Source organism: Nocardia sp. NPDC051981, assembly GCF_040680715.1.
Lineage (GTDB): Bacteria > Actinomycetota > Actinomycetes > Mycobacteriales > Mycobacteriaceae > Nocardia.
On the sequence record NZ_JBFAXK010000012.1, the window covers coordinates 146,244 to 158,946 of the forward strand.

The following is a 12,703-nucleotide window of genomic DNA, read 5'->3' on the forward strand; positions in this document are numbered from 1 at the left end:
CAGGCCAGCTAAAGGTTCTGAGGCACCATTACGATTTCTTACTATGGATCTGCAGCTCGACCAACTGCGCGCGCTCGACGCCGTCATCAGCGAGGGCACCTTCGACGCCGCCGCCCGCAGGCTCAGCGTCACACCGTCGGCAATCAGCCAGCGCATCAAGGCGCTGGAGGACGCCGCGGGCCGCATCCTGGTGCAGCGCACCAAACCCGTGCAGCCCACCGAATCCGGGCTGACGGTACTGCGGCTGGCCCGCCAGATCCAGCTGCTGACCGGCGATACCGCGCGCGAACTCGGCGACGTGCACCAGCCCGGCGCCGCCCGGGTGGTCATTCCCATTGCCGTCAATGCCGATTCGCTGCAGACCTGGGTCATTCCGGCGCTCGGCCGCGCCGCCGCCGGGGTGTCGTTCGACATCCATCGCGAGGACGAGGAACACACCACCCGCCTGCTGCGCGACGGCACCGTCATGGCGGCCATCACCTCCACCGCCGCGCCGGTGCAGGGCTGCACGGTGCGGCGGCTGGGGGCCATGCGCTATCGGCCCATGGCACAGCCCGCCTTCGCCCGCACCTGGTTTCCCGACGGCGCGAATGCGAAATCGTTCGCGCACGCGCCCGTGGTGCTGTTCGACCGCAAGGACGATCTGCAGTTCCGGCTCATGCGCCATTACACCCGCAAGCCCGTGGATCCGCCCCGGCACTACATCCCGTCCTCGGCCGGATTCAATGACGCGGTATGCGCCGGTATGGGCTGGGGGATGATCCCCGACCTCATGATCCGCCCCGAGGACGAGCTGATTCCGCTGGATGAGAAGGTATTCGTAGATGTCCCGCTCTACTGGCAGCAATGGCGGCTCGATTCCCCGGCACTGACCCTCGTGGCCGCTACGATCGCCGAAGCCGCCGCGGAATCCCTGTTGTGAAAGGCCACAGGTTGCGATCGGCCACAAGGAGATTCATTTCCGTCACCCGGGGTAATAGATGACGTGGGCGGGGTCGGATGCGATAGTCGAAGGCATTGCGGTTAGCCAGGAAGGAATTTCGTTGTCCCAAACTGTGCGCGGCGTCATCGCACGCTCGAAGAACGCCCCGGTGGAAGTCACCGACATCGTCATCCCGGACCCGGGTCCGGGGGAGGCCGTGGTGCGGGTGCAGGCCTGCGGGGTGTGCCACACCGACCTGCACTACCGCGAGGGCGGCATCAACGACGAATTCCCGTTCCTGCTCGGGCACGAGGCCGCCGGCATCGTGGAATCGGTGGGCGAAGCCGTCACCGATGTCGAGCCCGGCGATTTCGTCATCCTGAACTGGCGGGCGGTGTGCGGTTCGTGTCGCGCCTGCCGCAAGGGCAAGCCCTGGTACTGCTTCTCGACCTTCAACGCCTCCCAGCCCATGACACTCACCGACGGGACCCCGCTGACCCCCGCGCTGGGCATCGGCGCGTTCGCGGAGAAGACCCTGGTCCACGCCGGGCAGTGCACCAAGGTCGACCCCGGCGTGTCCCCCGCCGCGGTGGGACTGCTGGGCTGCGGTGTCATGGCCGGGCTGGGCGCGGCCATCAACACCGGCGGGGTCAGCCGCGGCGACTCGGTCACGGTCATCGGCTGCGGCGGGGTCGGCAACGCGGCCATCGCGGGCGCGAAGCTGGCGGGCGCGACCACCGTGATCGCGGTCGACATCGACGAGCGGAAGCTGGAGTGGGCCACCGGATTCGGGGCTACCCACACCGTCAACGCCGCCAAAGACGATGCGGTGGAACGGGTTCAGGAAATCACCGACGGCTTCGGCGCCGACGTGGTGATCGATGCCGTGGGCCGCCCGGAAACCTGGAAGCAGGCGTTCTACGCACGCGACCTGGCGGGCACCGTGGTGCTCGTCGGCGTGCCGACACCGGAGATGACCCTCGAGATGCCGCTCATCGACTTCTTCTCCCGCGGTGGATCGTTGAAGTCCTCCTGGTACGGCGACTGCCTGCCCTCACGCGACTTCCCCTACCTCGTCGAGCTCTACAAGCAGGGCCGCTTGGACCTGGACGGGTTCGTCTCCGAGACCATCGCGCTCGACGAGGTCGAGGCGGCCTTCACCAAGATGCATCATGGCGACGTACTGCGTTCGGTGGTGGTGTTCTGATGGCGCACATCGACCACGCCGTCACCGTCGGCACCTTCAGCCTCGACAACGAGACCTTCGACGTCGACAACAATGTCTGGGTGGTGGGCGACGACCTGGAGTGTGTCGTCATCGACGCGCCCCACAATGTCGAGGCGATCCTGGATGTCATCGGCACCCGCAAGGTCAAGGCCATCCTGGTCACCCACGCGCACGACGACCACATTCGCGTCGCGCCCGAATTGTCCAGGGCCACCGGCGCTCCCGTGCTCATGCATCCCGACGATCTGGTGCTGTGGCAGCACACGCATCCGGAGACCAGCCCCGACGGCGAGCTGTCCGACGAACAGGTGATCGAGGTCGGCGGGACCGAACTGCACGTGCTGCACACCCCGGGGCACGCCCCGGGCGCGGTCTGCTTCCACTCCCCCGACCTGGGCGTGGTGTTCACCGGTGACACCCTGTTCCACGGCGGGCCGGGCGCGACCGGTCGGTCCTACTCGGACTTCGGCACCATCGTCGACTCGATCGCCGACCGCCTGCTCACCCTGCCGCCGGAGACCCTGGTGCACACCGGGCACGGCGAATCCACCACCATCGGCGCGGAATCCCCACAGCTCGAGGAGTGGCGCGCCCGCCTGAACTGATCCATCACGACACAGGACCGGTCCGGTGCGGGTCGCCGGACCGATCCTCTGTCAAGTTCCCTAATCCGCCCCGCACTGCGGCGCGCCAGCCCCGGACACGCCGAATTCGCCGGTTTCGCAAGCTCATTCTCAAGATTTTCCCGGCAAGCCGGCGCCTAAAGTTGTCCATGAGAAAACTGACAGCCGCTCTGGCCTTGACGTTCGTGCCGCTTCTCGCCGTGGGTTGCTCATCATCGGGTTCGGACTCGGTGAGCAAGAGCGACGTGCAGACGAAGGCCACCAGCTTCTACAAGGACAAGTCGCACGAGGACGCGAAAACCGTTACCTGCGACGGTAGTCTGCCCGCCAAGGTAGACGCCACCCAGACCTGCACCGCCACCTCCGCCGACGGGCAGACCTGGGCGATCGATGCGAAGGTCACCAAGGTCGACGGCAAGGACGTCTACTACGACCTGACCCTGACCGACGCCTTCGTCGCGCCGGACGACGTGGCTTCCAGTGTCTCGAACTTCTACCAGTCGAAGGTGGGCGCCGCCCCGCAGTCCTCCACCTGCAACGGCCTGCTGCGCGGCGCGACCGGCTCGACCATCCGGTGCGTGGTGACCGAATCCGACGGCACCCGCTGGGGCGTCACCGCCAAGACCACGAACGTGGAGGGCTCGAAGGTCAACTACGACATGATCGTCGACGACCAGCCGATGCCCTGACATCGGGACTATCGGCACGTATGGAGCGTGGCCTCGGCCAGTTCACCCACCACGTCCGAGAGCCGGCCGCGGGTTCGGAAGGCATTGAGCGGCCCGCCGCGCCCCGCTCCGCCCGCCAGCAGCGCGGCCACGGGGTCGGTGACGAAGGCGAGGTCGTCCAGCTGGTCCAGGGCCGGCCGAATACGGTCGATGAGCCGGGTCAGCAGGTCCTCCACCGGGACCGTGCGCCCGTTGAGCGGATCGATGGCGGCCCCGTCGATGCCCTCGTGCGCCGCCTTCCAATATGCCGCGCGCAGTGTGTCTTCCGCGACGACGGGCACGGAATCGGTTGCGCGGGCAGTCATTGCGCAGGCGCGCACCAGGCTGGCCAGCAGCGAGGAGGAACTCCTCTTCGACACCCACTGTCGGCGGGGCTTCCACCAATCAGGTGTACGTCACCGGCGATGTGCCGGCACCTGCCGGAATGGTCTCTCCGGTCCGCGGCCGGCCGGGCCCCGAGTGCGCGCCGCGGCCCGGAACTGTCGGTCGGGTGGGTCACAATGCCGGGTATGGCATACGACGAGGAGCTGGCCGACCGGATTCGGGACGCGCTCGGGCCCGAACTGGTCAATGTGATCGAGAAGAAGATGTTCGGCGGCCTGGCGTTTCTGGTCGGCGGCAATATGGCCGTCGCGGCCAGCGGCAAGGGCGGGCTGATGGTGCGCACCGATCCGAACACCTCCGCGGCGCTGCTGCGGGCGGGGTCGGTCGAGCCGATGGAGATGGGCGGTAAGAAGATGCACGGGTGGCTGCGCGTCACCACCGCGACCGTCGCCGACGACGATGTGCTCGACGAGTGGGTGCGGCGCGGGGTCGACTTCGCCAAGACGCTACCACCCAAATAGGGGCAATCGATGTGTGCCAGGGCACAGCTCCGGCGCGACTGTGTCCTGCTTCACCGAATGGCCAGCTGCCGCAAGAGGTTTGCCGGGTTCCGTCACCCCTTCTTTACACCGCACCATAGTCGGGGAAACCTGCGTCCAGCACTGTGGTGAACATGAGGCAAACCGAGATTCATACGCTGGCCTGCGAAGTCTGCGGTCGTCTGCCCCATCCGAAACGCACCCGCATGGCGCTGGCCAAGCTCGCCGCGGTCTTCCCGGTCGAGCTCGCGCTGCACGCCCTGGTCGTCCACTTCGAACTGCCCTATCTCGCAACGGTTTCCGTGCTCGCCGTCGCCGCCACCATCCTCGTCATCTGGGTGGTCGAACCCGGCGCCATGCGCTATCTCGGCCGCTGGCTGCACGCCCCGGAACTGCGCCACCGCCACCGCCTCGACAGCGCCGAGCGGCTCTGGCGCATCCGGGTGCACCTGGACGACAAGCCCGGGCGGCTGGAACTGCTGGCCAAGCAGCTCGCGGACCGGCGGGCCAACATCCTCGCCGTGCACGTGCATCACCTGGAGAACGGGGTGCTCGACGAGCTGGTGGTCTCCACACCGGCCGAGATCCGCCCGCAGCGGCTGACCCAGGCCATCGCCCGCGCGGGCGGGGTCGCCGCCGGCATCTGGCCCGCGTCGGCGCTCACCCTGGTCGACGGCCAGACGCGCGCACTGGGGCTGGCCGCGCGGGTGGCCGCCGACCCCGCGGAACTGCCGCTGGTGATCGCCGAACTGCTGGGCGCGCAATACGTTCCGGATCCGGACCCGGGCCGCGTGCCCGGCAGCACCCTGCTCGAGATCGGTCCGCACGACGATCTCGCGGCCATGACCTTCCTGCGTACTGGAGAGCCGTTCACGCCCGCCGAGGTCGCCCGCGCACACCGGCTCACCGATCTGGCCCTGGTCACCGCCCGGCGCTGACCCGTCACCAGCGGATTCCCTTCGCGCATCCCACCATTCAGGACGCGGTACCGAGGCGTACAGGTTTTCGTACCGCATAGTTTCACTTCGTGGCAGACTCCGTGATGCGCATACGATCGAAACGCGCGCTAGGGGTTGGTTGATCGATGAGTTTGCGGCGAAGCGGTGCACGGCGGGGGAATGCTGACATCGGCGGTAATCCACCTGCCCGCACAGTGATTCGCACCGCGAAGCTGGCCGCGGTGCCGCTGGCCTACGCCGGGCGGCAGGCGGCCGGGGCCGGCAAGCGGGCACTGGGCCGGCCGGCGGGTGAGATCGATCGGGAGATCCAACTGCGCACCGCCGAGCACATGGCCGAGGTGCTGGGCGAATTGAAGGGCTGCGCCGCCAAACTGGGCCAGGTCCTGGGCATCTACGAGCTGGCCCTGCCACCGGAGCTGGCCGAGCCCTATCGGATCGCGCTGGCCCGGCTGCAGGATGCCGCGCCGCCCATGCTGCCGCGCACCGTGCATACGGTGCTGGCGGCGTCCTTCGGCCCGGACTGGCGGGACAACTTCCGGGAATTCGACGATCGCCGGGCCGCCTCGGCCACCATCGGCCAGGTGCATCGCGCGATCTGGCACGACGGCCGGGCGGTGGCGGTCAAGGTCATGTACCCCGGCGCCCGCGCGGCCGTGGACAGCGATCTGCGGCGGCTGCGCGGATTGGCCTGGCTGACACCGGTTTTCGCGCCACACGCCGACGGTCGCGCGGTGGTGGATGAGCTGGCCGAATGTCTGCGCATGGAGCTGGATTTCGCGGCCGAGGCACAGAGCCAGCGCCGCTTCGCGGAAGCCTACGCCGGGGATCCGGATTTCCGGGTGCCTCAGGTGGCGGCACAGTGCGGCGACGTGATCGTCAGCGAGTGGCTGGATGGAGTTCCGCTGTCCCGCTTGATCACCACGGGCGGGCAGGCCGAGCGCGACCGGGTGGGCATGCTGGCGGTCCGGTTCTTCTGGTCGTCCGCGCCGCGCTCGGGGCTGCTCTACGGCGACCCGCATCCCGGCAATTTCCGGGTGCTGCCCGACGGCCGCCTGGGCGTGGTGGATTTCGGGGCCTGCCCGGCGTGGCCGCCGGCCCAGTTCCCGGCGCTGGTGCACGACCTGGCCGACGCGCTCATCAATGGCGGGCCGGCCGAGCTGGACCGGGCCACGCGCAGCCACGGGTTCACCGACGAGCAGCGCGGTCTGGACAGCGCGGGGCTGGCCGAGAAGCTGCGGCCGTTCACCGAACTGCTGCGGCACGAGACGTCCCGGGTCGATACCGAGTGGCTGCGCGGCCGCACCCGCGACGCCATGAGCCCCAGGCTGGACAATGTGTACCGCCAGCTCGGGATACCCGCGTATCTGATGCCGTTCCAGCGCGGACTGGTCACCCTGCTGGGGCTGGTCGCGCAGCTCGGGACGACCGGGCCGATGCGCGCCGAGATCCTGCGCTGGTCACCGGAATTGAGCGCGGTCATGGACCGGCATCGGGCGCGCGGCGGGCAGCCGGCCGATCTCGGGGCCGTGCGGCTGCGCCGGGCGGGCGCGGCGGCGACCGGGTTCGCGGCGGGCTGAGCCGCACCGGACCGGCTTGCCGGCTCACCGTCACCCCAAGGCCTTGATCACTGTCCCAGACAGAACTACTCTGGGGTGACAGGCGCAACGTAGCGCCGGGGTCTGTCCGGAAGGTCCCGTCGTGACCACTGCATCCAAAGACATCCGCCCTCCTGAGCTTTCGGCTCCGGACCACGAGGTCGCCGTCATCGGCGCGGGGCCCGGCGGCATTGCCGCGGGGGTCAAGCTGAAGCGGGCCGGGGTGCGCGACTTCGTCCTGCTGGAACGGGCCGACCAGGTCGGCGGCAGCTGGCACGAAAACCATTACCCGGGGCTGGAAGTCGATATCCCGTCCCTGGCGTATCAGTACTCGTTCGCGCGAAACCCCAACTGGAGCAGGCTGTTCGCCTCCGGCGCGGAGGTGAAGCGGTATCACATGGCGGTGGCGCGGCGGTTCGGGCTGTATCCGCACATCCGGTTCGGGACCACCGTGGTCAGCGAGGAGTGGGACGAGGACCGGCACCGCTGGATGCTGCACCTCGACACTGGCGAGGTGACGACCGCACGGTTCGTCATCAGCGCGGTCGGCGCGTTCATCAGCCCGAAGACCGATCCCGGAATCCCCGGATTGACGCTGTACCAGGGCACGATTCAGCGCCCCTCGGACTGGGACGACGACTACGACCTCACCGGCAAGCGGGTCGCGATCATCGGCACCGGCGCGAGCCCGGTGCAGATCACGCCGTCGATCGCGGACGCGGTGGGCAGCCTGGTCGGTCCCTATTCGTGGACCGGCAGCGGCTGGCACGCCTTCGTGGAGATGACCGCCGACCATGCGGTGCGCGCCATTTCGGAGGCGCGACGACGCGGGGCGACGTTCGTGGCCATCCGCCAGGACGTGCACGACGCCTATCACCGCCGCGTCTACCGGCGGGGCGCGGCCATGCGCTACTACCTGGCCGAATTGAATGCGCACGTGCCCACCTACTACCGCAATTCGCAGGGCGACGGCAGCTATATCCGGCCCACCGGATTCTTCTCGGCGCAGCGGGCGCATCGTCACTTCCCGTTCGCCGACTACGAATTCGAGCGGTTGCCCGCCTGACCCCGCCGTTCGACAAGGAAGTCGAGCCATGATGAAACTGCCGAAATCGGTCCGGATCGCACTGGGTGCGGCCGGATACGGCATCAGCGACCGCCGCCTGGCACCGGCCGTGACGGGCCGGGTGATTCTGGTGACGGGTGCGTCCTCAGGCGTCGGGCGGGCCACCGCGCGCCGCCTGGCCGCCAATGGCGCGACCGTGCTAGCGGTTGCCCGCCGCGAGTCCCTGCTGGCGGAATTACGTTCGGAGACCGCGGAATTCCCGGGAACCGTCCACCCGTATCCGACGGATCTCTCCGATACCGAGGCTTGCGCGGCACTCATCACGCGCGTGCTGGCCGAGCACGGGCACGTGGATGTCTTCGTCAACAATGCCGGTAGATCGATTCGCCGCTGGCTCTCGGATTCGCAGGACCGCTGGGACAATTTCGACGACACCGCGCGCATCAATTTTCTCGGACCCATGCGCCTGGTGCTGAGCCTGCTGCCGTCCATGCGGGCGCGCCGGCAGGGGCACATCGTCAATATCAGTACCGCGCGTGTGCACGGCCCGGGTGTCGGCTGGACGGCCTATATCGCCTCGAAGTCCGCGTTCAATTCCTGGATGCGCGGCGCCGCACCGGAATTGCGGGCGGACGGCATCGATGTCACGACCGTTCACCTGCAGCTGGTGCGCTCGGACATGCTGGGTCCGTACCGGATCTACCGCTACACCCCGAGCATGTCGACCGAGGAGGCGGCGAGCATGGTGTGCCGGGCGATCGTGGACCGTCCCCTGGCGATCCGGCCGTGGTGGGAGCGGGCGAGCGCGCCCCTGTCCTATGCACTGGACAATTCCCATGCGGCGCAACGGCTGCTGACCACGTACGCGAAGGCCGGGAACTGGAACAATCGGCCGGTCGACTGGGCCGGGCCGATCGGGCGGGTCGAGCGGGCCGCCAACCTGCTCGACGACGCCGTGACGGTGGCCGGGTGGCTTCCGGCCAGCGGCGCGCTGAACCTGGTGCCGCCCACCCGGATTCCCCAGCTGGCCCGCGCATTACGCGGTGGCGTCGGACTGGCCACGGCACTGTCGGTGTGCGCCGCGCGGTTCCCGGATCGGCCCGCCATGATCGACGACGACGGCCCGATCACCGCGGCCGAGCTGGATCGGCAGGTGCAGCGGCTGGCAGCGGCGCTGCGGGCGCGCTGGGATGTGCGGCGCGGGCAGCGGGTGGGGGTGCTGTGCCGCAATCATCGGGGATTCGTGATCGCGGCCTATGCGACGGCGCGGCTCTCGGCGGATCTGGTGCCGTTGAACTACGGCTTCGCCGGGCCGCAGATCGGTGAGGTACTCGACCGCGAACGCGTGGAATTGCTGCTGTACGACGGCGAATTCCAGACCGCGATCGACAAATCCGGATACCGGGGTCGGCGGGTGGTGGTGCGAGGCGCCGCGGACGGCTTGCCGACCGTCGCAGACCTGGTCGCCGCGGGTGGGCCGCCGGTGCGCAAACCCTCGGGTGGGGGCTCGATCATTCTGCTCACCGGCGGCACCACCGGAGTGCCCAAGGGCGCGCCCCGCACACTCGGCGCGCGGTCCGTGCTGGCCGGGCTGAGCCCGCGCATGGTGCTCGCGCTCGGCGACCTGGCCCGGATCGAAACCATCCCGCGGCTCGGACGACCCATGGTGATCGCGCCGCCGCTGCATCACACCTACGGGTTCCTGGCGCTCGCCGCGGCGTTCCTGCTCGGGTCGACCGCCATCGTGCACGACCGGTTCGATGCCGAAACCGTGCTCGCCGATATCGAGCGGCACGGCGTGCAGATCGCCTGCCTGGTGCCGACCATGATCAAGCGGATCATGGATCTGCCGGCGGCGGACCGCCGCCACCATCACCTCGAGAGCCTGCGGATGGTGGTGTGCGGCGCCGCTCCCCTGCCGGCCTGGCTGGCCACCGCCTTCATGGACGAGTTCGGCGAGGTGCTGTTCAACGCGTACGCCTCCACCGAGACCGGCGCGGGGACCTTCGCCACACCGGCGGATCTGCGGGCCGCGCCCGGCACCGTGGGGCGGCCGCTGACCGGGATCGTGGACATCCGCATCGTCGACGGCGACGGCCGCGAGGTGCCCACCGGTGTCACCGGGCGGATCGTCAACAAGAACCCGGGCATGTTCGCCGGCTACAGCGACGGCCGGACCAAGGCGATGGTCGGACAGCACATGGACTCCGGTGATCTCGGGCATGTCGATACCGAGGGCAGGCTGTTCGTGGACGGCCGCTCCGACGACATGATCGTCTCCGGCGGTGAGAACGTCTTCCCGCAGGAGGTCGAGGAGGCGCTGCTGGCGCATCCGGCGGTGGCCGACGCCGGGGCCGTCGGGGTGCCCGACGACGATTTCGGGCAGCGGCTGGCGGCGGCCGTGGTGCTCCGGGCCGGGGCGCGGGCCGGGGCACGCACCCTGCAACGGCACATCAAGGCCACGCTGGCCGGCTACAAGGTGCCGCGCGACATCGTGTTCGTGCCCGAACTGCCGCGCACGACCGCGGGCAAGCTACGGCGGCAACAGCTTCCGGAGGTCATCGCGCGGGCGCGCGCGGCGGCCGAGTCCGGCATCGCTCTCGAATCCGATCCATCCAGGACGTGAGGTCTCAGTCATGAGCGCTACCAATGGTTCCCAGCCCCGGCCCACCCATGAGGTCGTGATCGTCGGCGCGGGTCTGGGCGGGATCGGCGCGGGTGTCGCGCTGCGCCGCATCGGGGTCGAGAACTTCGTCCTGGTCGACAAGTGGCCGAAGGTCGGCGGCACCTGGCTGGCCAATACCTATCCCGGTGTGGCCGTGGATATTCCGTCGCCGGTGTACAACTTCTCGTTTCAGCCGCGGTCGCACTGGTCGAGGTTCTTCGCGCCCGGCGCGGAATTGCAGCGGTACGCGGAGGAGGTCGTCGATCGGCAGGGTCTGCGCGGCAAGCTGCGGCTCGGATCGGGCGTCGTGCTCGGGGTTTTCGACGAGGAGCGGGATCTGTGGCGGATCGCCCTCGAGGACGGCGCGGAGATCACGGCACGCTATGTGATCGGCGCGGTCGGCGGGCTGGAGCAGCCGCACAATCCGGATATTCCGGGGATCGGCGACTACACCGGCAAGATCATGCACAGTTCCCGGTGGGATCACGACTACGACTACCGGGGTAAGCGGGTGGCGGTGATCGGCACCGGAGCCACGGCGCTGCAGGTGATTCCCGAACTGGCCAAGGATGTCGCGCAACTGACCGTGTATCAGCGGCGGGCCATCTGGATCGGGCCCAAGGTGGACTTCCCCATGGGGCCGGTCGCGAACGCGGTCCTGAATTTCGCGCCGCTCCAGCGGACGGTGCGCCTTCTCGGCAATGTGGGCGTGAACGCGGGGCTGGGGGCAGGGCTGGCCATCTCCAACTATCCGCGACTGACCTCGATGGGTATGACGGCGGCCGAAACCGCCATGAAGGCCTTTCTTTTCAGTCAGGTGCGCGATCCCGAGCTACGCCGCAAGCTGACGCCGGACTACCGGTTCGGGTGCAAGCGGCCGTCGATCTCGAACTCGTATTTCAAGACGTTCACCCTCCCGCATGTCGATCTGGTCACCGAGGCCATCGAGCATTTCACGCCGACCGGCGTCCTCAGCGCCGACGGGCGGGAGCGGGAATTCGATATGGTGCTGTGCGCCACCGGATTCAAGGTGATGGAGAAGGGGTACACGCCGCCCTATCCGTTCTACGGTCGCGACGGGCTCGAACTCGGCGAGTTCTGGGACGAGCACCGCTTCCAGGCCTATCAGGGGGTGTCGGTGCCCAGGTTCCCCAATGCCTTCCTGATCGTCGGGCCCTACGCCTACGCGCCCGGCTCGTACATTCCGCTGATCGAATCGACCTCGGCGCATGCGGCCCGGGTCATCGGGGAGGCTCGCCGGCGCGGCGCGACCCGGGTTGAGGTGCGGCAGCAGCCGCACGACGAGTACTTCGCGCGGATGGACAGGCGGGCCAAGCGGACCCACCTGTTCACCCAGGGCTGTGTCACCTCGAACACTTACTACATCAACTACCAGGGCGACGGCGCGGCCTTCCGGCCCTCGACCCAATTGGAAATGTATTGGGAGAACAGGCATTTCCCACTCGACGACTATCGCTACAGCACCGCCGCGGTGCGCGAGCTCCAGGACGCGGCCTCCTGAGAGCCCCGGGCGCCCGGTCGGCCGATCACTCCTCTTCGGCCAGCGCCGCCAGCCGATCGACCGATCCCCGCAGCTTCTCCGAGGTGGTGGCGCGCGCCCGGGCCAGGCGCTTCTCATCGGCCAGGTCGGTCCAGTCGTAGGTGTGGGTCACGCGGGTCCGGTTGTCGCCCAGCGGCTCCAGCTCCCACCGCCACAGGTGGCCGGGCGGCTGCGCACCGCGTTCCGAAGGCAGCCAGGCGATTCGGCGCGCCTCCTCGAATTCCACAATCCGGTTCTCCCGGACCCCTCCATGGGTGAGCGTCATCTCGAAGACGTCGCCGACCGACCGCACCCGTTGCCCGGGCTCCGCTTGTGCGAGATTGTCGTTCGCATCCCAGCGAGGCTGCTGCGCCGGATCGGCGATCAATTCGAATATCCGCGCGGCCCCGGCGGCGATCTCACGCTCTGCGGACACAACTCGCCTGGCTTCTCCACCGTCGCTCATACCCCGATCGAACCACCCCTCGGGCCGTCCACCACGATCGGGGAGGCC

General features: G+C 68.7%; 12 protein-coding genes. 10 read left to right on the forward strand and 2 right to left on the reverse strand.

Features of this window, described 5'->3' with window-relative positions; genetic code table 11:
- The first annotated feature begins 43 nt into the window (after positions 1–43).
- The 4 genes from AB0L60_RS21990 to AB0L60_RS22005 all read left to right on the forward strand — a co-directional run bounded on the left by AB0L60_RS21990 (position 44) and on the right by AB0L60_RS22005 (position 3,462).
- Complete coding sequence (locus AB0L60_RS21990) at positions 44–922, forward strand: LysR family transcriptional regulator ArgP (RefSeq protein WP_364616843.1); 879 nt, start codon at positions 44–46, stop codon at positions 920–922.
- Positions 923–1,043: 121 nt separating this feature from the next.
- Complete coding sequence (locus tag AB0L60_RS21995; RefSeq protein ID WP_364616845.1) at positions 1,044–2,129, forward strand: S-(hydroxymethyl)mycothiol dehydrogenase; 1,086 nt, start codon at positions 1,044–1,046, stop codon at positions 2,127–2,129.
- A complete protein-coding gene (locus AB0L60_RS22000) occupies positions 2,126–2,755 on the forward strand; it encodes an MBL fold metallo-hydrolase (protein ID WP_364617024.1) in 630 nt (209 codons plus the stop codon). The genes AB0L60_RS21995 and AB0L60_RS22000 overlap by 4 nt, the downstream gene beginning before the upstream one ends.
- Before the next feature lie 167 nt (positions 2,756–2,922).
- Positions 2,923–3,462: a DUF4333 domain-containing protein gene (locus AB0L60_RS22005; RefSeq protein ID WP_364616847.1), complete on the forward strand. Its 540-nt coding sequence runs from the start codon at positions 2,923–2,925 to the stop codon at positions 3,460–3,462.
- A gap of 8 nt (positions 3,463–3,470) precedes the next feature.
- On the opposite strand, the gene AB0L60_RS22010 is transcribed toward AB0L60_RS22005, so the two are convergent.
- Positions 3,471–3,860, reverse strand: coding sequence for a hypothetical protein (locus AB0L60_RS22010; RefSeq protein ID WP_364616849.1), 390 nt, complete (start codon positions 3,858–3,860; stop codon positions 3,471–3,473).
- Positions 3,861–4,010: 150 nt separating this feature from the next.
- On the opposite strand from AB0L60_RS22010, the gene AB0L60_RS22015 reads away from it, so the two are divergent.
- The 6 genes from AB0L60_RS22015 (at position 4,011) to AB0L60_RS22040 (ending at position 12,171) form a co-directional block, all read left to right on the forward strand.
- On the forward strand, positions 4,011–4,346 hold the full coding sequence (locus AB0L60_RS22015; protein ID WP_364616851.1) for a TfoX/Sxy family protein: 336 nt from the start codon (positions 4,011–4,013) through the stop codon (positions 4,344–4,346).
- 152 nt (positions 4,347–4,498) lie between these two features.
- Positions 4,499–5,302 carry an amino acid-binding protein gene (locus AB0L60_RS22020; protein WP_364616853.1) on the forward strand — a complete coding sequence of 268 codons (804 nt, stop codon included), beginning with the start codon at positions 4,499–4,501 and terminating at the stop codon, positions 5,300–5,302.
- A 215-nt stretch (positions 5,303–5,517) separates the two neighbouring features.
- Positions 5,518–6,900, forward strand: coding sequence for an AarF/ABC1/UbiB kinase family protein (locus AB0L60_RS22025; protein WP_364616855.1), 1,383 nt, complete (start codon positions 5,518–5,520; stop codon positions 6,898–6,900).
- Between the two features lie 121 nt (positions 6,901–7,021).
- On the forward strand, positions 7,022–7,984 hold the full coding sequence (locus AB0L60_RS22030; RefSeq protein WP_364616857.1) for an NAD(P)/FAD-dependent oxidoreductase: 963 nt from the start codon (positions 7,022–7,024) through the stop codon (positions 7,982–7,984).
- Between the two features lie 28 nt (positions 7,985–8,012).
- The gene (locus AB0L60_RS22035; protein WP_364616859.1) at positions 8,013–10,610 is read left to right on the forward strand and encodes an SDR family NAD(P)-dependent oxidoreductase; all 2,598 of its coding nucleotides are present in this window, start codon (positions 8,013–8,015) and stop codon (positions 10,608–10,610) included.
- A gap of 10 nt (positions 10,611–10,620) precedes the next feature.
- Complete coding sequence (locus AB0L60_RS22040) at positions 10,621–12,171, forward strand: NAD(P)/FAD-dependent oxidoreductase (RefSeq protein WP_364616861.1); 1,551 nt, start codon at positions 10,621–10,623, stop codon at positions 12,169–12,171.
- Positions 12,172–12,196: 25 nt separating this feature from the next.
- On the opposite strand, the gene AB0L60_RS22045 is transcribed toward AB0L60_RS22040, so the two are convergent.
- Entirely contained in the window at positions 12,197–12,655 is a 459-nt protein-coding gene (locus AB0L60_RS22045) for an SRPBCC family protein (RefSeq protein ID WP_364616863.1), read from the reverse strand.
- Positions 12,656–12,703 lie beyond the last annotated feature (48 nt).